Origin of the sequence: Rhizobium aureum (assembly GCF_030182495.1) — a bacterium.
Classification (GTDB): Bacteria; Pseudomonadota; Alphaproteobacteria; order Rhizobiales; family Rhizobiaceae; genus Rhizobium; species Rhizobium tropici_C.
Genome location: NZ_JAQJCI010000018.1, coordinates 71,079 through 89,957 on the forward strand (window position 1 = coordinate 71,079; position 18,879 = coordinate 89,957).

21 protein-coding genes are annotated in these 18,879 nt (G+C 59.8%); 10 read left to right on the forward strand and 11 right to left on the reverse strand.

Annotation, left to right across the window (positions count from 1 at the left end):
* Window positions 1-6 precede the first annotated feature (6 nt).
* On the reverse strand, window positions 7-1,236 hold the full coding sequence (locus PH552_RS27795) for an aminotransferase-like domain-containing protein (protein ID WP_113249323.1): 1,230 nt from the start codon (window positions 1,234-1,236) through the stop codon (window positions 7-9).
* Between the two features lie 219 nt (window positions 1,237-1,455).
* Between PH552_RS27795 and PH552_RS27800 the strand changes: the two genes are divergently transcribed.
* Genes PH552_RS27800 through PH552_RS27810 form a run of 3 tightly spaced genes read left to right on the forward strand, consistent with a single transcriptional unit; the run spans window position 1,456 to window position 2,684 of the window.
* On the forward strand, window positions 1,456-1,665 hold the full coding sequence (locus PH552_RS27800) for an AbrB/MazE/SpoVT family DNA-binding domain-containing protein (protein ID WP_112343932.1): 210 nt from the start codon (window positions 1,456-1,458) through the stop codon (window positions 1,663-1,665).
* A complete protein-coding gene (locus tag PH552_RS27805) occupies window positions 1,665-2,039 on the forward strand; it encodes a type II toxin-antitoxin system VapC family toxin (RefSeq protein ID WP_112343931.1) in 375 nt (124 codons plus the stop codon). Before PH552_RS27800 ends, PH552_RS27805 begins: the two co-directional genes overlap by 1 nt.
* A 57-nt stretch (window positions 2,040-2,096) precedes the next feature.
* A complete protein-coding gene (locus PH552_RS27810) occupies window positions 2,097-2,684 on the forward strand; it encodes a class I SAM-dependent methyltransferase (protein WP_112343930.1) in 588 nt (195 codons plus the stop codon).
* Window positions 2,685-2,734: 50 nt separating this feature from the next.
* On the opposite strand, the gene ilvC is transcribed toward PH552_RS27810, so the two are convergent.
* The 3 genes from ilvC to PH552_RS27825 form a co-directional block, all read right to left on the reverse strand.
* Window positions 2,735-3,754 (reverse strand): ketol-acid reductoisomerase, encoded by a 1,020-nt coding sequence (gene ilvC / locus PH552_RS27815; protein ID WP_037202641.1) that lies wholly within the window; start codon window positions 3,752-3,754, stop codon window positions 2,735-2,737.
* Between the two features lie 44 nt (window positions 3,755-3,798).
* A complete protein-coding gene (locus tag PH552_RS27820; RefSeq protein WP_112344062.1) occupies window positions 3,799-4,449 on the reverse strand; it encodes a TetR/AcrR family transcriptional regulator in 651 nt (216 codons plus the stop codon).
* A 199-nt stretch (window positions 4,450-4,648) separates the two neighbouring features.
* Window positions 4,649-5,560 carry an AraC family transcriptional regulator gene (locus PH552_RS27825; RefSeq protein WP_112343929.1) on the reverse strand — a complete coding sequence of 304 codons (912 nt, stop codon included), beginning with the start codon at window positions 5,558-5,560 and terminating at the stop codon, window positions 4,649-4,651.
* Between the two features lie 201 nt (window positions 5,561-5,761).
* On the opposite strand from PH552_RS27825, the gene PH552_RS27830 reads away from it, so the two are divergent.
* On the forward strand, window positions 5,762-6,805 hold the full coding sequence (locus PH552_RS27830) for an NAD(P)-dependent alcohol dehydrogenase (RefSeq protein ID WP_112343928.1): 1,044 nt from the start codon (window positions 5,762-5,764) through the stop codon (window positions 6,803-6,805).
* 56 nt (window positions 6,806-6,861) lie between these two features.
* Here PH552_RS27830 and PH552_RS27835 read toward each other — a convergent pair whose 3' ends face one another.
* The 3 genes from PH552_RS27835 to PH552_RS27845 form a co-directional block, all read right to left on the reverse strand.
* Window positions 6,862-8,124 (reverse strand): NAD(P)/FAD-dependent oxidoreductase, encoded by a 1,263-nt coding sequence (locus PH552_RS27835; protein ID WP_112343927.1) that lies wholly within the window; start codon window positions 8,122-8,124, stop codon window positions 6,862-6,864.
* Window positions 8,125-8,230: 106 nt separating this feature from the next.
* Window positions 8,231-8,794 (reverse strand): PH domain-containing protein, encoded by a 564-nt coding sequence (locus PH552_RS27840; RefSeq protein ID WP_112343926.1) that lies wholly within the window; start codon window positions 8,792-8,794, stop codon window positions 8,231-8,233.
* Window positions 8,795-8,909: 115 nt separating this feature from the next.
* Window positions 8,910-9,374 carry an Lrp/AsnC family transcriptional regulator gene (locus PH552_RS27845; protein WP_112343925.1) on the reverse strand — a complete coding sequence of 155 codons (465 nt, stop codon included), beginning with the start codon at window positions 9,372-9,374 and terminating at the stop codon, window positions 8,910-8,912.
* A gap of 162 nt (window positions 9,375-9,536) precedes the next feature.
* Between PH552_RS27845 and PH552_RS27850 the strand changes: the two genes are divergently transcribed.
* The 5 genes from PH552_RS27850 (at window position 9,537) to PH552_RS27870 (ending at window position 13,823) form a co-directional block, all read left to right on the forward strand.
* Complete coding sequence (locus PH552_RS27850; protein ID WP_285166444.1) at window positions 9,537-10,256, forward strand: aspartate/glutamate racemase family protein; 720 nt, start codon at window positions 9,537-9,539, stop codon at window positions 10,254-10,256.
* Between the two features lie 71 nt (window positions 10,257-10,327).
* Window positions 10,328-11,257 (forward strand): bifunctional helix-turn-helix transcriptional regulator/GNAT family N-acetyltransferase, encoded by a 930-nt coding sequence (locus PH552_RS27855; RefSeq protein WP_112343923.1) that lies wholly within the window; start codon window positions 10,328-10,330, stop codon window positions 11,255-11,257.
* An 86-nt stretch (window positions 11,258-11,343) separates the two neighbouring features.
* Entirely contained in the window at window positions 11,344-11,850 is a 507-nt protein-coding gene (locus tag PH552_RS27860; RefSeq protein WP_112343922.1) for a GNAT family N-acetyltransferase, read from the forward strand.
* Between the two features lie 88 nt (window positions 11,851-11,938).
* Entirely contained in the window at window positions 11,939-12,556 is a 618-nt protein-coding gene (locus PH552_RS27865) for a TetR/AcrR family transcriptional regulator (protein ID WP_112343921.1), read from the forward strand.
* A gap of 52 nt (window positions 12,557-12,608) precedes the next feature.
* On the forward strand, window positions 12,609-13,823 hold the full coding sequence (locus PH552_RS27870) for an MFS transporter (protein WP_112343920.1): 1,215 nt from the start codon (window positions 12,609-12,611) through the stop codon (window positions 13,821-13,823).
* Here the strand turns inward: PH552_RS27870 and PH552_RS27875 are convergent, their stop codons facing one another.
* Window positions 13,824-15,071, reverse strand: coding sequence for an FAD-dependent oxidoreductase (locus tag PH552_RS27875; RefSeq protein ID WP_112343919.1), 1,248 nt, complete (start codon window positions 15,069-15,071; stop codon window positions 13,824-13,826).
* 9 nt (window positions 15,072-15,080) lie between these two features.
* Complete coding sequence (locus PH552_RS27880; protein WP_112343918.1) at window positions 15,081-15,497, reverse strand: winged helix-turn-helix transcriptional regulator; 417 nt, start codon at window positions 15,495-15,497, stop codon at window positions 15,081-15,083.
* Between the two features lie 138 nt (window positions 15,498-15,635).
* On the opposite strand from PH552_RS27880, the gene PH552_RS27885 reads away from it, so the two are divergent.
* Window positions 15,636-16,523, forward strand: coding sequence for an SDR family oxidoreductase (locus PH552_RS27885; RefSeq protein ID WP_113249325.1), 888 nt, complete (start codon window positions 15,636-15,638; stop codon window positions 16,521-16,523).
* Window positions 16,524-16,770: 247 nt separating this feature from the next.
* Here the strand turns inward: PH552_RS27885 and PH552_RS27890 are convergent, their stop codons facing one another.
* Both PH552_RS27890 and PH552_RS27895 read right to left on the reverse strand, forming a co-directional pair.
* Window positions 16,771-17,523: a pyridoxine 5'-phosphate synthase gene (locus tag PH552_RS27890; RefSeq protein WP_113249326.1), complete on the reverse strand. Its 753-nt coding sequence runs from the start codon at window positions 17,521-17,523 to the stop codon at window positions 16,771-16,773.
* Between the two features lie 166 nt (window positions 17,524-17,689).
* Window positions 17,690-18,817 (reverse strand): ATP-dependent DNA helicase, encoded by a 1,128-nt coding sequence (locus tag PH552_RS27895; protein ID WP_112344061.1) that lies wholly within the window; start codon window positions 18,815-18,817, stop codon window positions 17,690-17,692.
* Between the last annotated feature and the right edge of the window lie 62 nt (window positions 18,818-18,879).

Here is an 18,879-nt window from a genome sequence, read left to right on the forward strand (position 1 = left end):
GGCGGCTTAGGCCGCCATTGCTCCGATCTCGCCCGCGATCAGCTTGCCGAGCCGCGAAATGCCCTCTTCGATCATCTCGTCATTGGCGCAGGAGAAGCTGACGCGGAAGGTGTTCGCGCCCGAACCGTCGGCGAAGAAGGCCTGCCCGGGCACGAAGGCGACTTTCGCCGTTTCTAGCGACCGCGCGAGCAGCTTGGCGCCATCCATGCCCTTCGGCAGGGTGATCCAGACGAACATGCCGCCCTGCGGCCTCGTCCAGCTCGTACCGTCGGGCATGTATTTCGCAAGCGCCGCCAGCATGCAGTCGCGGCGGTGGCTGTAGGTCTTGCGGATCTTGGCAACCTGCGCATCGAAACCACGCTCTGCGACCTGATGAATGGCGATCTGGTTGATGGTCGAGGAATGCAGGTCGGCCGCCTGTTTCATCAGGACGAGTTTGCGGATGACAGGCGCATTGGCAACGACGAAGCCGACGCGAAGGCCAGGCGCCAGCGTCTTCGAAAAGCTGCCGCAATAGATCGTGCGCGTGTCGTTGATGCTGCCCTTGCGCGCGATTTCCAGCGCCAAGATCGGCGCGACCGGATCGCCGTCATAACGCAGCGACTGATAGGCGGCGTCTTCGATGACGGCGATATCGAGCTCTTCGGCAAGGTCGAGCACCTTCTTGCGGCCGGCCATATCGACGGTCTCGCCCGTCGGATTGGCAAAATCGGCCGAGAGATAGGCGAACTTCACCCTGCCGCCCGCCTGCGAAGCCGCGGCGCGATAGGAATCCGGCGTGCGGTTGCCGTTCGGCGTCAGCTGGTCATAGGCCGGCTCATAGGCGTTGAAAGCCTGCAACGCGCCAAGATAGGTCGGCGCTGTCACAAGCGCCGTATCCTTCGGCGACAGGAAAAGCTTGCCGAGATAATCGAGCCCCTGCTGCGAACCGGAAACGATGAAGACATTTTCGAGTTCGCAGGGAATGCCGAGCGCGCCCATCTGGCCGACAAGCCATTCGCGCAGCGGCTTGTAGCCCTCGCTGACCGAATATTGCAGCGCTGCATTCACCGTCGGACCGGAAAAGATATCGGCATAGGCCTGCTTGAATTCGGCATCGGGAAACAGAGCGGGATCGGGAATACCACCTGCAAAAGAGATGATATCCGGCCGCTCCAAGAGTTTCAGCAGCTCGCGGATTTCGGAGGCGCGCATGCGGCTTGAGCGCGTCGCAAAGATATTTTCCCAATTCAACATGGGGCTTCCTCGTAATTTTTGGTCTTTCCGTCACAAGATCACGCAATAAAAGATAAGTCAATAATGCTGACCTATTTTGTTTGTGACAGTGACAAACAACTCTCGAAACTCAACGATGCTTTGCCGATCACCGATGCTCGGACCGCTTCCGAATGACCTACACATTTCTCTCTTCGGGTGCTATTCTTACGTTCTATCCATCGATCGGAAAAAGTAAGAATGGCGACCGCAACTCTCTCCTCGAAATTTCAGATATCGATCCCGAAAGAAGTTCGTGACCAGCAGCATTGGAGCGCGGGCCAGGAATTTGTTTTCATTCCGAAGGGCAAGGGTGTGCTGCTTATCCCCGTACCCGAACTTGCTGACCTCAAGGGCATGGCGAAGGGCGCCAACCCTGGTAATTACCGTGACCGGAAAGACCGGTTCTAATGCGCGTCGTTGATAGCTCAGCCTGGATCGAGTGGCTGACCCAAGGTCCGGCTGCAGATCGGCTTCAAGGCGAGATGCCTGCGCGAACCGAATGTATCGTCCCCACTATCGTCCAGCTCGAACTTTCCAAATGGCTGGAGCGCGAGCGCGATGAGGACGCAGTCGATTCCTTCTTCGCCTACACCGCCACCTGCATCGTCGCTCCCCTCGATACCGCTCTCGCCCGCCGCGCCGCCGAAGTCTCTGCGAAATACAAACTCGCACTCGCCGATGCGATCATCTACGCCACCGCCGAACAGCACGACGCCGACGTTCTGACGCTGGATGCGCATTTCAAGGACCTGGAACGCGTGGTCTATTTTGGCAAAGCATAATAGATATTTGCCCTTTTCCGCTTAAACGCGATACATCTCGAAAAGGCGCCAACCAGCATGAGCACCGATCCGACATCGTCCTTCTATACCGACAACGCCGTCGTCTACGCGGCGCGTGAACGCAGGCTGCCGCGCCAAAGGCTGGATGCCTTTCTGACCGCCCTGCCCGCAGGCGCAGCCATCCTCGAACTCGGTTGCGGCGGCGGTCAGGATGCCGCCTACATGCTGTCCCGCGGCTTCGACGTTACGCCCACGGATGGCTCCGCCGAACTTGCGAGAGAAGCGGAAAAGCGTCTCGGCAGGCCCGTTCGAGTGATGCGCTTCGAAGCCTTGGATGCCACCGAAATCTTCGACGGCATATGGGCGGAAGCCAGCCTTCTGCATGTTCCGCGATCTGTTCTGCCGGATATCTTCGATCGCATTTTGCGCGCCCTAAAGACGGGCGGCATCTTCCACGCCAGCTTCAAGGCGGGTGAAGCAGAGGGGCACGACAAGTTCGGACGCTATTACAACTATCCGTCGGCCTCATGGCTTCGGGATATGCTAAGCATTCGCGGATGGAAGAACATCACCATGACCGAAGCCGACGGTGGCGGTTTCGATGGCGTGCCCACAAGATGGCTCTACGTCGCCGCTCATAAATAGAAAGGCCGGAGCTTTCGCCCCGGCCCTCCAATCCAGCTCTCGCCGAAAGCTTAGTTGACCGACTTGTCGACCAGCTTGTTCTTGCCGATCCAGGGCATCATGCCGCGCAGCTTGGCGCCGACTTCTTCGATCTGGTGGCTGTCGTTGTTGCGGCGGATACCCTTGAAGCGGGCAGCACCCGAACGGTATTCCTGCATCCACTCGGAGGTGAACTTGCCGGTCTGGATGTCCTTGAGGACACGCTTCATCTCAGCCTTGGTTTCTTCGGTGATGATGCGCGGACCGGTGACGTATTCGCCCCACTCGGCCGTGTTCGAGATCGAGTAGTTCATGTTGGCGATGCCGCCTTCATAGATCAGGTCGACGATCAGCTTCACTTCGTGCAGGCATTCGAAATAGGCCATTTCCGGAGCGTAGCCGGCTTCAACCAGCGTTTCGAAGCCGGCGCGGATGAGCTCGACGAGACCGCCGCAGAGAACGACCTGTTCGCCGAAGAGGTCGGTTTCGCACTCTTCGCGGAAGTTGGTTTCGATGATGCCCGAACGGCCGCCGCCGACGCCGCAGGCGTAGGAGAGAGCGAGTTCAAGGGCGTTGCCGGAAGCGTTCTGATGGACGGCAACGAGGCAGGGAACGCCGCCGCCCTTCTGGTATTCGCCGCGAACCGTGTGGCCCGGGCCCTTCGGCGCGATCATGACGACATCGACCGAAGCCTTCGGCTCGATGAGGCCGAAGTGAACGTTGAGGCCGTGTGCGAAAGCGATCGCAGCGCCGTCACGAATGTTCGGAGCAATATCGGCCTTATAGATATCGGCCTGCAGTTCGTCCGGGGTCGCCATCATCATCAGGTCGGCCCAGGCGGCAGCTTCGGCAACGGTCATGACCTTGAAGCCATCGGCCTCGGCCTTCTTGATCGTGGGCGAACCGGCCTTCAGCGCGATCACAAGGTTCTGTGCGCCGCTGTCCTTCAGGTTCAGCGCGTGAGCGCGGCCCTGGGAACCGTAGCCGATGACGGCGACCTTTTTCGACTTGATGAGGTTGAGATCGGCATCACGATCGTAATAGACGCGCATTGTTTGTCCTTCCCTTTGCTTGTCTGGTGTAAACTTGGATCTGCTCAGACGGTCGCTGCTGCTTCCGCCAATACCTTTTCCGTGCCGTAAAGCTTGAGGAAGGCGCTGACCGCCTTCTCAGCCTGACGGCTCGTATCCTTCAAACCGGGCTCACCGAGCAGCATGCGCACATGCAGGTCGGAGACGATGAGCCCATAAAGCGTGTGATATGCCTCGTCCGCATCGGCAAAGCGCAGCAACCCCACCCGCTTGCCGGCATCGATGAGACCGATGGCACGGCGGTCGATCTGCCGGCGCCCGCGCTCCAGAAGCAGCTTGCCGAGCTTCGAGCCATCGCGGTTCGACTGGCCGATCGCCAGGCGGTTCAAAGCGAGAGAAACGTCGCCCGCCAGAACCTCCAGCAGGTCGCGGGCGAATATGACGAGGTGGTCATGCAGGCTTGCCGGATTCAGCCGCTCGCCATTGCGCTCGAAGGTGCGAACCTTGCTGGCCTGATAGGTGATCATCGCCGACAAAAGACCGTCACGGTCGCCGAACCACTTGTAGAGACTTTCCTTCGAGCAATTGGCGGCGCGCGCGACGCCCGAGGTCGTCAGCGCCTTCTCGCCGCCGTCGACGAGCAGACGCAGCGCCTGCTCCAGAACGGCGTTCTGGCGCGGCGAAAACTCGCTCGACTGTCCTACTTCGCTCAGCACGATGGCCACTCCCAAATGCGTACCGTACGGTACGGTTCGTGGCGCTTTATGCAGGACGACAAGACAGCCGTCAAGCGGAATTCGTTGCTGCACTGCGTTAAAAAGAGAGTGCTTTTCATGCTACTAAACGGTAGCAGCTGCCGCGAGTCGGTCAGTTGATCGATAGGGCTTGACGCAAATGATTGGTCGGAAACATCGCCTACTCGGCCGCGACCACGCTATTGCGCATGGCCTCGACATCCTTCAGCGGCGGCAGGCCGTAAAGCCGACTATATTCGCGGCTGAACTGTGAAGGACTCTGATAGCCGACACGATGACCGGCCGATCCGACGTCGAGCTGCTCGACGATCATCAGCCGACGGGCCTCATGCAGCCGAAGCTGCTTTTGATACTGCATCGGCGATAGGGCCGTAACAGTCTTAAAATGATGATGCAGCGAGGAAACGCTCATGCCGACGCGCTCGGCGAGTTCTTCGATGCGCAGCGGCTGCGTATAGTTGCCGCGGAGCCAGGCGACGGCACGCGCCACCCGGTTGCTCTGGCTCTCCGCCATGGCGATCTGCAGCAGCCGAGGGCCGTTCGGACCAGTTAGCAGGCGGTAGAGGATTTCCTGCTCGATCAAAGGCGCCATGGCCGGAATATCTTGGGGCCGATCAAGCAATCGGAGCAGCCGCAGCGAGGCATCGAGCAGTTCCGGCGAGGCGGCATTGACCGCAATTCCGCGCACAGGCTCGGCAGTCAGTGCCTGACGCGGAACGCTGACGCGCGACAGCAGCTCCTTCAACCGTTCGCTGTCGAGCGCCATGCCGAAGCAAAGATAGGGCGCATCGCTGCCGACATTGGTGACCTGCGTCGACACCGGCAAGTCGAGCGCAGTCAAAATATACTCGCCGACCCCGTAATTGTAGGTCTCGGCGCCGATTGTCAGGTTCTTGCGTCCCTGGACCACGATGGCAAAACAGGGCCGGTAAGCCCCATGCTGCCACACGGTCGCGGCCGACTGCCGATAGAGATTAAGATTGTCTATCGGCGTGCGGTGTTCGCCGTCCCCCGGAGCGAAACGTGCAACGATCGATGCGAGTTCCTGATTGGGATTGAAAGGCAGTGTCATGCGCAACCAACTGTTTTCGTGCAGATATCGATGCTTATCTAGATAACACCATTCGATCGCGAAAGACCTGCCGCACATTTAGATTCGCAGGATCGTACATAAAGCTTGCAGGATCGCTCTAACGCTGTGACCCGGTCCTGATGCATGGTGGGCCATCCAAATTCTACTCCCAACCCATCCGAAAAAATAAGGAAATCTCCCATGCCTATCGCAAAGGGTTATGCAGCAACCGACGCGTCCAAGCCGCTCACGCCTTTCACTTTCGAGCGGCGCGAGCCGAACGCGGACGACGTTGTCATCTCCGTCAAATATTGCGGCGTCTGCCATTCCGACATTCACCAGGCCCGCAACGAATGGGGCGGCTCGAAATATCCGATGGTGCCCGGCCACGAAGTCGCCGGCATCGTGACCGCCGTCGGTTCCGAGGTCACGAAGTTCAAGGTCGGCGACCGCGTCGGCGTCGGCTGCTTCGTCAATTCCTGCACGACCTGTGCCACGCGCGATCTGGATTACGAGCACTACATGCCGGGCTTGGTTCAGACCTACAACGACGTGGAAGCCGATGGCGAGACGCCAACCTATGGCGGCTACTCCGACTCGATCGTCGTCAAGGAAGGCTATGTCCTCTCCTTCCCCGAAAACATTCCGCTCGATTCGGGCGCACCGCTGCTGTGCGCCGGCATCACGCTCTATTCGCCGCTGCGCCACTGGAAAGCCGGACCGGGCAAGAAGGTCGCGATTGTCGGCATGGGCGGCCTCGGCCACATGGGCGTGAAGCTGGCCCACGCCATGGGCGCCGACGTGACAGTTCTCAGCCAGACGCTGTCGAAGAAGGAAGACGGCTTCAAGCTCGGCGCGAAGGACTACTACGCCACCAGCGACGCCGAAACCTTCACGAAGCTCGCCGGCACCTTCGACCTGATCATCAACACGGTTGGTACGGCGATCGATTGGAACGCCTATCTGAACCTTCTGAAATATGATGGCAGCATGGTGCTGGTCGGCGTTCCCGAGCATGCGGTTCCGGTCCATGCCTTCTCGCTGATCCCCGGCCGCCGCAGCCTTTCCGGCTCCATGATCGGCTCGATCAAGGAAACCCAGGAAATGCTCGACTTCTGCGGCGAGCACAACATTGTCGCCGAGATCGAGAAGATCAACATCCAGGAAATCAACGAAGCCTATGAGCGCGTGCTGAAGAGCGACGTCCGCTACCGCTTCGTCATCGATATCGCTTCGCTGGCATAAGCACTGCCGCGCAGCAACCCATAGGAAAAGGGCAGCCGCTGCGGCTGCCCTTTTTTTCATTCCTCGCGCATGGTTTCCTTCTGCGTGATCAGCCGGGCGCTGTGCTGCCGGCTGATATAGATCCAAAGCCAGCTCCAGGCGACGGCGATGCGCCAGCGCACGCCGATCAGGAAATAAATGTGGGCCAGGCCCCACACCCACCAGGCTAGCCAGCCCTTAAGCTTAATCCAGCCGAAATCGATGATTGCAGCACTTTTACCGATCGTCGCCAGGCTGCCTTGATGGCGATAGTGAAATGGCCCCGGCGCCGGCTGGCCGGCCAGCTTCGCCTTGATCACCTTGGCAACGTAAGCACCCTGCTGCTTTGCAGCCGGAGCGATCCCCGGCACCGGGCTGCCGTCGTCACGCAGGACGGATGCCGTATCGCCGATGATGAAAATATCTTGCTTGCCCGGCGCCCGCAGCTCCTTATCCACCACCGCCCGGCCTGCGCGGTCCGCAGGAATATCCAGCCATTTGGCGGCCGGCGATGCCTGGACGCCCGCCGCCCAGACGATGGTGCGGCATGGTACGAAGGCGTCTCCGATCATCACGCCTTCGGCCGAGCACAAGGTGACCGGCTTGCCGAAGCGGATTTCGACACCCAGCTCCTCCAGCTCCTTCCGCGCATAATCGGACAGATCCTCAGCGAACGCCGGAAGCACGCGCGGCCCGGCCTCCACCAGAATGATCTTTGCCTTTCGGGTATCGATATTGCGGAACTCCCTGGGCAAGGTCGTCCTTGCCAGTTCCGAAATGATGCCGGCAAGCTCTACGCCAGTCGGCCCCGCGCCGACGATGACGAAGGTCAGGAGCGACTCACGAACGGTCGGATCCGTTTCCATCTCCGCCTGCTCGAAAGCCAGCAGCACGCGGCGGCGGATGGTCGTCGCATCCTCCAGAGTCTTCAGTCCCGGCGCCACCGGCTCCCACTCGTCATGACCGAAATAAGCATGAGTGGCCCCCGTTGCCAGCACCAGCGTATCGTAGCCAATCTTTTGACCATTCTTCAAGAAGACCTGCCGCGTTTCGCTGTCGACGCCGACGACCTCCGCCAGCAGCGTCGTCACCTCGGGACGGTCCCTGAAGAAATTGCGGATCGGCCAGGCAATCTCCGATGTCGCGAGCAAAGTGGTCGCGACCTGATAGAGAAGCGGCTGGAACAGATGATGATTGCGCCGATCAATCATCGTGACGCGGACGGGAGCGCCTTTCAGATCGTTGACGCACTGCACACCGCCGAAACCGCCCCCGACAACGACAACGTGATGATCCTGCATGGCAACACCTCATGGCTACGTTTCGCTGAAAACGTAGGGTTGAGAAGAGTAAGCAGCAACCGTCTTTTATGCATGGCACCCCTGCACCGCTCCCTTATGCTGAGAGCTAGGATGCTTTTGTGGACTGGGCACGCGCAATTAGATTGAACACTTCGCGCACGTCCGCGACTCCAATAAATCGCGGCACGTTCGAAAGTGCAGGCGTCCACATGCCCATACCGCCGCCACGGCGTGTGAAGCCGATTTCGGTATCGCTTCCGAAATTGATTGTACCGGTCCCGTCACCATTCTGATCGAGATCCACGGCAGGTAAGCGATCCAGTGACATGGTCAGAAGCTTGGCAAACCATCCTTCGCGCAAGATGATGATGCGTTGATTAGTGACCGCATATTGAGTTCTCGCGCGAACGAATGCATCGACCGCGAAACGACCGACGATAAGATAGAGTCCAATCGCCACGAAAGGCACGCCCCATAACCTGAAAAAGATTGGCGCATTGCCTTGCCTGATGACCGCGCTTTCCCAAAAGACCGCAAAGCCGCCCCACAACAACGAAAAGGGTACAAGCAGCAGATCTTTTTTGCCGACCATGAAACCTTGCTTTGGTCGACCCTGCCATAACAGTTTTTCACCAGGCTGGAGGTAAGTCTGAATATCTGTGTTGCGCATAGCGGATTGCCCTTGGAGCGATAATCACAAGATAGATTCTACAACTTAAAAGCCTACCGTCGCCATGTGAGCTTTGTCGATGTGATATGCGGAATTTACGCGCGACGCTGTCGATTTAATATGCATACCCGACAGGAACGGAGGCGCCGCTTTTCAACTCCTCCATCGAGATCGATGCAGAGACATCGAAGAGCTCGATCTTGCGCACGAGCTGCTTGTAGATGACATCGTAATGCTCGACACGCGGCAAGACGATCTTGAGAATATAATCATAATTCCCGGTAAGCCGATGCGCCTCGACGATCTCGGGGATGTCGCCGATGACCTTACGGAAAGATTCGATCCACTCGTCGGCATGATGCGCCGTCTTGATCATCGCATAGACCGTGGTCGGCACCCCCATCTTCTCACGGTCGAGCACGACGATGCGCCGGGCAATATGCCCGCTGTCCTCAAGCCGCTGTATACGCCGCGAGCACGCCGACACCGACAAGGCGACGCGATCGGCGAGCTCCGTCACGGATATGCCCGCATCCGCCTGCAGAAATTCGAGGATCTTTCGGTCGCGTTCGTCCAGCATCTGCGGTAATTCCCTGTATGTACGCCGCTATTTTGCACATAAATCGAAAAATGCGCAAACATTTGCAGAGAAATCCTGATAAGCTTCAAAAAACGCAAACATACGGCGGATGAATCACCGCACTATTCCTCCATTCAAAATCCAGGAGCGGAGAACAGCATTATGCGCACCATTGGCCTGATCGGCGGTATGAGTTTCGAGAGTTCTGCAGTCTATTACCGCCTGATCAACGAAATGGTCCGCGATCGGCTCGGCGGCCTCTCCTCGGCCGAACTGGTGATGTACTCCGTCAATTTCGAAGAAATCGTCACGCTGCAGAAGGCGGGGCGCTGGAACGATGCCGCCGACCGGCTCGCCGATGCTGCGCAACGCCTGGAGGCCGCCGGCGCCGAATGTGTTCTCATCTGTACCAACACCATGCACCTGATCGCGCCTCAGGTTGCCGAGCGCATTTCCGCGCCTCTCATCCACATCATCGATGAGACCGCCGCAGCCTTGAGGGCAGCAGGCCGGGTCAAGCCTCTGCTACTCGCAACCCGCTACACGATGGAACATGGCTTTTATGCCGAACGCATGGCTGACAACGGCGTCTCCATCATGGTCCCCGGCCCCGAAGATCGCACCGTCACGCACGATATCATCTTTAACGAGCTCTGCGCCGGTATCATCAAGGACGAATCGCGCCGGAAGCTGAACGCCATTATCGAGCGCGCCAAGGCCGCAGGCGCCGACAGCGTCATTCTCGGCTGCACCGAGATCTGCCTCATCCTCGATCCAAAGGCGCTGATCCTGCCCGGCTTCGATACCACGACGATCCACGCCGAAGCGGCTGTGGACTTTGCTCTTGCGGATGAAAAGAACAACAAGAGCTGCGCTGCCTGACTTCGATCAATTTACTTGACTGAGTCCAATAAATAACCAACATCGTCTCCTGTATCTGAGGAGACGATGCCATGAGTCCTGCTGCCGAATTCGCGACCATCGATGCCGTTCGCGACTTCAACCGCTTCTACACGAATTTTCTCGGCGTCCTGAACAAGGCCTATCTGGATAGCCCCTATACGCTCACGGATGTGCGCGTGCTGTTCGAAGTCGGCTTCCGCGGCGGCGTTGCCGCTTCCGCGCTGACACGCGAGCTTCATCTCGACCCCGCCTATCTCAGCCGTATCGTCAAGCGCTTCCGCGAGGATGGGCTGATCGAAACGACGCCGGACCCGACCGATGCGCGCAGCCAGATCATAAAAGTCACCGATAAGGGACAGGTGCAATTCGAGGAATTCGTCCGCCGCTCGCGCGCGCAGATCGCCGGATATTTCGAAAAGCTCGCGATCGGAGAACCCGAACGCGTCGTTGCGGCAATGCAGACGATACAGGACACGCTCGGCAGGGACCGAACCACGGCATCTCCCGCAATCATCCGCAACCACCGGCCCGGAGACATCGGCTGGATCGTACAAAGCCAGGCACGTTTCTACACGGAGGAATTCGGCTGGGACGACCGCTTCGAAGGTCTGGTGGCGGAAGTCGCCGGAAAATTCCTCTCCAATTTCAACCCGCAGAAGGATCGATGCTGGATCGCTGAACGAAGCGGCCTGAATATCGGCTCCTCTATGATCGCAGATGGCGGTGACGGCGTCGCGAAACTCCGGCTGCTCTATGTCGACAAGACAGCGCGCGGCCTTGGCCTGGGCAAGCTGCTGGTCGACGAATGCATCCGTTTCTCGCGCGATGCCGGCTACGGCAAGCTTTCGCTCTGGACCAACGATATCCTCGACACGGCACGGGCGATCTACGTCAAGGCCGGCTTCAAGCTCGTGGGGGAGGAAAGGCATTGCATGTTCGGCCCGGAATTGAACGGCCAGACCTGGGAGCTCGATCTCTGAACATAGCTGGCTGGATGCCCGCATGGACACGCTTTAGCTTCGACCCTATCTTCGATGCATCTCAAATTTGTATCGAGATATTAGCCATGACCGTGTGCAGCGAAATCCGGATAGAGCCTATCACTGCCGAACACATCGAAGACTTTCACAAGGCGCTCGATATGGTGGCCCGCGAACGGGAATATCTATCGCTGCTCGAAGCTTTTCCATTGGAGGAGACCCGCGCCTTCGTGCTTGGCATGATCGAAAACGGCAATCCGCAGCTTGTCGCCTTGGCCGATGGGACGGTGGTCGGCTGGTGCGATATCAGCCGCCATACATTTCCCTCTAACGCCCACGCGGGCAAACTCGGCATGGGCCTCATCCCCGCTTATCGCGGCCAAGGCCTGGGTCGTCGATTGATCGAAGCGACGCTGCGAGCTGCGCGTGATGTGGGAATAGAGCGCGTCGAACTCAGCGTCTATGCCGACAATAACAGAGCCATAGCGCTCTATGAGAAGGTCGGCTTTGTCCGCGAAGGACTGGCGCGCAAGTCCTTTCGCATAGACGGTCGCTACAAGGACACGATCCACATGGCGTTTTTCCACGAATAGCGCGTCCAACCGCCTCATTCTCGGCAATATCTTGCTGCGTTGCAAAAATTCGCTTGTTTTGGAAACGATCATTTCCTAAAAGGATGACATGACCACAGACACAATCGACATCACACCGAAGCTTCGCGGCCGCCCACGGGAATTCGATATGGATTCCGCGCTCGACGAGGCATTGCGCGTCTTTTCCGAGCGCGGCTATTATGCCGCCTCCATCAACGAATTGACCGAGGCCATGGGCCTCACGGCAGGCAGCGTCTACAAGGCATTCGGCGACAAGCGCGGCGTATTCCTTGCTGCTTTCAGCCGGTATCGCCAAGTCCGCCAGCAACTCATCGATGAGACGCTTGCCGAGGCGCCGAATGCTCATGAAAAGCTGCGCGCCTTGGTGACATTCTTCGCCGAAGCATCATGTGGCGAGATCGGTCGCCGCGGCTGCCTCGTGGTCGGCAGCGCGACGGAGCTTGCGCTTTTCGACGAGGAGGTCGCAAGCCGCGTCGGCGTGGCCTTCGATTTCGATGAGCGCCGCATTCTGGATCTCATTCGCCTCGGTCATTCGGACGGTTCTGTACCGAAGCATGTCGATCCTGAAAGCACCGCCTGCACCCTACTGGCCCTGACCAAGGGCATGCGCGTGATCGGCAAGACCGGCCGCAAGATCGAACACATGCTCGCCGCCGCCGAGACGGCCATGAAACTGCTGAACTGATTCTATCGAAATTTCGGGGGCAAATTCCCCCTACCCGCATCGAGGACAAGATATGCCCGCTATTGCCGCCACTAGACGGGAGAGCACACCGCTCCCGGAAAAGACCCTTTCACCGCTGCTGACATTCATGTTCGCCGCCGCCTGCGGACTGGTGGCTGCCAATCTCTATTACGGCCAGCCGCTCGCCGGTCCCATCAGTCAGTCGCTCGGCTTCACCCCTGCGGCCACCGGCCTCATCGTCACGCTGACGCAGATCGGCTACGGCCTCGGTCTCCTGCTGATCGTGCCGCTCGGCGATCTTCTTGAGAACCGCAAGCTGGTGCTGACCCTGGTGGCGCTATCCGCCATCGCGCTCATAGGCGCCGCTTTTGCCTCCTCGCCATCGCTGTTCCTGCTTGCCTCGCTCTGCATCGGCCTGGCTTCCGTCGCGGTGCAGGTTCTTGTCCCTTTCGCCGCCCATATGGCACCTGACGCCAGCCGCGGCGCTGTCGTCGGCAATGTCATGAGCGGCCTGCTCGTCGGCATCATGCTCGCCCGCCCGGCTGCGAGCTTCCTGTCCGAGCTTTTATCCTGGCACGCGGTCTACATCATCTCGGCCGGCGTCATGATCGGGCTGATCGTTATCCTGCGCCTCGTTCTGCCGACCCGCGTGCCCCATACGAAACTGCATTATGGGCAGCTGCTGTCCTCTATGGGCCACCTCGCGCTTCGCACGCCTGTGCTGCAGCGGCGTGCGCTCTATCAGGCCTGCATGTTCGGCGCCTTCAGCCTCTTCTGGACGACGACGCCGTTGCTGCTGGCAAGCCCTGCCTTCGGCCTGACGCAAAACGGCATCGCGCTTTTCGCACTTGCCGGAGCCGCGGGCGCCGTCGCCTCGCCGATTGCCGGACGCGTTGCCGATCGCGGCTGGACGAAGCTTGCCACAGCCTTCGCCCTGGTGCTCGCCATTATCGCCTTCCTGATCGGCCATTTTTCCGGCAGCGGTTCATTGCTGGCGCTGATCACGCTGACGCTGTCGGGCATCATGCTCGACTTCGGCGTCCAGACGAACCTCGTGCTCGGTCAGCGCGCCATCTTCGCGCTCAGCGCCGAGCATCGCAGCCGTCTCAACGGCCTCTATATGGCGACCTTCTTCGCCGGCGGCGCCCTCGGCTCGGCGCTTGGCGGCTGGGCCTATGCCATCGGCGGCTGGAACATGGCCTCCTGGATCGGCGTCGCCTTCCCGGTCATCGCGCTGCTTGCCTTCCTGACCGAGCGCAAGAACTGATCAAGACGGATGCGGTACAGCCAGCCGCAGCCAGTCACATTCCCGCAAGCCGGCGCCACGGAACGGGTCGATCAGCGTGCCGGAGACGATGCCGGCCAGGATCTGCGGCGCGGGCGGCACTTGGGCAATGGTCGCGACCAGCCGGTCGCGGATCCAGGCCAATGCTGCCGAATCCGATTGGTAGAAGGGCGTAAAGGCGGCAGACAGCAGCTGGAATAACCGCACATGTATCCGCCGTGCCTTGGCATAGGCAGCAAGAGCAGCCTCGATCGTTTCATGTCCTGCCAGAGCATGCGCCAGCGCCGCGACATCGAGTAGAGCCATATTGGCGCCCTGCCCGAGCTGCGGGCTGGTGGAATGCGCTGCATCGCCGACGAAGACAGTCCGCCCGCTATAGGGTCTCATCACTGTACGATGGGCATAACGCGCCAGCGTCAACTGATCCCAGTCAGTGATCTGCTCCAGCAAGGGCTCGCATTCCGGCCAGTAGCCGCGGATCGTCTGCTTCCAACGCTCGAGCCCGTGCCTACGCACCTCATCCGCATCCGCGACCTTCAGGCTCCAGAATAGAGCCGCCTGCTTCGGTAAATCCGACCTTCTGCTGCCGATCGGCAAGATGCCGATCATCACGCTGGCCTTGTCATAGCGCTGCGTCAGCGCCGCCTGATCCACCAGCCCGTCCGGACAGTCGAGCGTCGCCCAGAAAGCGCCGTAAACGAGGTTGCGGGCACGCGGCGCGACAGGCGAGGCTGCGACCAGTTCCGAGCGTGCACCACTGGCGTCGATGACGAGATCATATGGCCCGAGGCGCTCGCCCCCTTCGACGGAGAGATAGCTTTCACCATCCTCCTTTGCAACGCCGATGACGTGCTGTCCGGTATGGATCGGATGCCGCCGCGCGGAGACTTCATCGTAAAGCGTATCGAACAGTGCCGCACGATGAACGCCAAGCCCATAGCGCCCGCCCGGCAATGCATTGTAGCGCACATCGAGGACGATGCGGCCACGGGTGGTTTCCGTACCGAACAATCGATTGATCCGATTCCCGGCCGCATGGATCGCGGGGCCGAGCCCGAGCGATTCCAGCACGGTCAACCCGGTGGGCTGCAGCATCAGCGCCGAACCGACGGGAGCCGGGCTATCGAACCGTTCGATGATATCGGTCGTGTGGCCAGCGCGAGTGAGAAAGAGAGAGGCGGCAAGACCGGCAGGTCCGGCGCCGACGATGGCGATCTTCAAGGGCTTCACTGTGACGGCTCAGTCCGGCGATTGATCGAAACGGGCTCTAGCAGCCTTGACGGCCTCATGATTGGCCTCGGCCCAGTTCAAAAGCAGCGCCAGCGGCTCGTAAAGCGAGTAGCCGAGATCCGTCATGCGATATTCGACGCTCGGCGGCTTTGTCGGGAAAACCTCGCGATCGACATACCCGTCGCGCTGGAGATCGCGCAGCGTTTGCGTCAGCATTCTTTGGGAGATATCGGGCACCAGGCGGCGCAACTCGCCGAAACGATAAGGCCGTTTAGCCAGCGTTTCCAGCAACAGCACCGACCATTTTCCGCCGATCTGCGATATCAGGTCCCGCACGGGACAATTGCTGAAATCAAGTTTGCTGAGATCGAAGTCGCGCAGCGGCGGATCCTCGCTGCGCAGATTGACGACGGCGCTGGCTGCCATGCCGGTTCCCTTTTGGTAACTTGGAGCCCAAAAACTGCCTCCTTTACACCGTGAAGTCAATTCCTATTCTAGTGCTAGTCTCTTTTTGAGAGCAGCAAGGCCCCTGCGAATGTGCGGCGGTCCAACAAGGGAAAACATATGAGCAGCACTCTTCTCGTCACCGGCGCCGCCGGCAAGCTTGGCCAGCGCGTCATCCATCACCTGCTGGAGACATATAAGGTCGCGCCCGGTCGCATCATCGCCGCCACGCGCAGCCCGGAGACGCTTGCCGATCTCGCGGCCAAGGGCGTCGTCACCCGCAAGGCCGACTTCGATGATGCCGCCGGTCTGCCCGCCGCCTTCGCGGGCGTCGATCGCCTGCTGATCATCAGTACCGATGCGCTCGCCGTCCCCGGCCAGCGCCTCAAGCAGCATACGGCTGCCGTCGAAGCCGCGAAGAAGGCTGGCGTCAAGCATATTCTCTACACCTCAATGCCGGCTCCGGAAGGTTCGCTCGTCACCTTCGCGCCTGACCACCTCGGCACGGAAAACGCCATCAAGGCAAGCGGCATCGGCTATACGATCCTGCGCGACGCCTGGTACTTCGACAATTATCTGATGGGCCTGCCGCACAGCCTTGAAACCGGCAAATGGTATACGGCAACCGGCGGCGGCCGCGTCAGCAACATCAGCCGCGAAGATTGCGCGCTCGCGATTGCCGCAGCTCTGGCTTCCGATGCAACGGACAATGCCACCTACACGCTGACGGGCTCGACCGCCGTCACCATCGAGGAGGTCGCAAGCGTCGTCAGCCGGATCACCGGCCGTCCGCTTGAAGTCGTGCAGGTCACGGACGAACAGTTTGCCGCAGGCCTCACCGGTGCCGGCCTGCCGAAGTTCGTGGTGGATATGCTCGTCTCCGCCGACGCCAACACCCGCGCCGGCAAATTCGACATCCTTACCAATGACTTCAACAAACTGACCGGCAAGGAGCCGCAGACGCTGCGCAGCTTTATCGAGGAACATAAGGCAGCATTGGCTGGCTGAGTTTTGGAACTTTAGGGTGAGTCTCTCTTTGCTGAGACTTCAAGCATAGCCCCTCACCCAGCCCTCTCCCCGCAAGCGGGGCGAGGGAGTTTTGGTGCTCCGCACGCAAGCTCTAATCGAGTGATGTCGCCGCCATTTTGAGCTGTCGTCCCTTCTCCCCGTAAGCGGGGAGAAGGCTAGGATGAGGGGTCAGGCCAGAAGGCGCGGCAACAACAAACTTGCCTGACTAGCGCTGGAACCTTTTCCCTCAAACCACCTGACCACAAGCCCTGCGGAAGCGACGAACCGTTTCGGCCATGCCATATTCCAGCGCATCGGCGGTCAGCCCGTGACCGATCGACGTCTCCGCGAGCTTCGGGATACGCTTGAGTAGCGCCGGCAGGTTGGCGACCGTCAGGTCGTGACCCGCATTGACGTCGAGGCCGTTGGCGAAGGCGGCGTCGGCGGTTTTGCCGAGCGCTTCGAGGATGATGGCAGCCTTCTGCGGATCATCATAGCATCCGCCGTAAGGGCCGGTGTAAAGTTCGATGCGGTCGGTGCCCACTTCCCTGGCGATCTTTACCGCCCCGGCATCGCCGTCGCCATCGGCAAACAACGACACCCGGCAGCCGATCGTCTTGTATTTGGCGACGACCTCGGCCAGCAGTTCACGGTTCTTGCGGAAGTCCCAGCCGTGATCCGAGGTCGCCTGAGAAGGATCATCGGGCACGAGCGTCACTTGTTCAGGTTCCGCCGAAGCACAGAGATCGAAGAACTCGTCGCTTGGATAGCCCTCGATATTGAATTCCGCTTCCGGAAACTCATCATCGATCAACGCACGGATATCGGGCAGATCGGAAAAGCGGACATGCCGCTGATCGGGACGCGGATGAACGGTCAGCCCGCTTGCTCCCGCGGCCAGCGCGATGCGCCCCAAGCCCGTGACGCTCGGCCAGGGAAGATCACGCCGGTTGCGCAGCATCGCGATGGCATTGAGGTTCACGGAGAGCTTGGCGGGCATGATCGAAATCCCTGATTTTCAAAGCGGATGATAGCAGCCGTTTTAGGCCATTATGCGCAGCAAAACCAACGAGATTCCGACATCAACCCATGCAAAACTTTGATGGAGAGGATCGAACCAAGTCACCGCATCGCGACATCCCTCACGCAAGGCTCAGGACGTCTTGTCAACGGACAATCGTCAGCGTCTCGGCGGCGCGGGTAATGGCTGTATAAAGCCAGCGCTCGCGCGTATCGCGGAACGCCCAGCTCTCGTCGAACAGCACGACATTGTTCCACTGCGAACCCTGGGCTTTATGCACCGTCAGCGCATAGCCGTAGTCGAATTCGTCATAGCGCTTTCGGGTCGACCACGGGATCTCGCCCTCGACATCCTCGAAGGCCTGCTTCAGGAGCTTGATCTTCGCTGCCCCACGATCCATGTCGTCATCTTCCGGCCGCACCAGAAGATTGATGCCCGGCTTCGTCGTTTCCCGGGAAGAGGTCATCACCTGCCAGAGCGAGCCGTTGAGCAACCCTTTGGCGGGATCATTGCGCAGACAGACGAGCTTGTCGCCGGATTGCGGATAATCGGCCGTAAAACCCTTGAGCTCACGCAGACGCTGATTGTAGCGGCGCCGCGTCCTATTGGTACCGACGAGCACCTGATCGGCCTCCAGCACCAGCGGCTGCGTGACCTCGTTCTTCGAGATCACCTGCGCGGTGCCATAGTCGCCATGCATGATTTCCTTGCCCTCGCGCACCTGCATGGCGAGCTGAATGATCGGATTGTCGCGCGCCTGACGATGAATATCCGTCAGCAGATAATCCGGTTCCTCGTTCGTGAAGAAACCGCCGCCCGAAACCGGCGGAAGCTGCCCGGGATCGCCGAGCACCAGAATAGGCGTGCCAAAACTCATCAGATCCTTGCCGAGCGCCTCGTCCACCATCGAGCATTCATCGACGATGATCAGCGCGGCCTTGGCGACCGGGCTTTGGCGATTGATGGTGAACATCGGGGCAATCGATGTCTTGCCCGTCTCTTCGTCCTCGACGGCCTCTTCGCCGCGCGGCCGGTAGATCAGCGAATGGATGGTCTTGGCATTCGAGGCGCCGCGCGAGCGCAGTACCTGCGCCGCCTTGCCGGTAAAGGCAGCAAACAGCACATCGCCATCCACATGCTCGGCAAAATGCCGAGCAAGCGTCGTCTTGCCCGTGCCGGCATAGCCGAACAGACGAAACAACGGCGAGCGCCCCTCCTTCAGCCATTTGGCGACGGCCTTGAGCGCTTCATCTTGTTGCGGCGCGAATTGCATGGGCCGAATTGGCAGGATTCGGCCGCTGGAAGCAAGCAGTAAAAAATACCCGGCGAACCGGG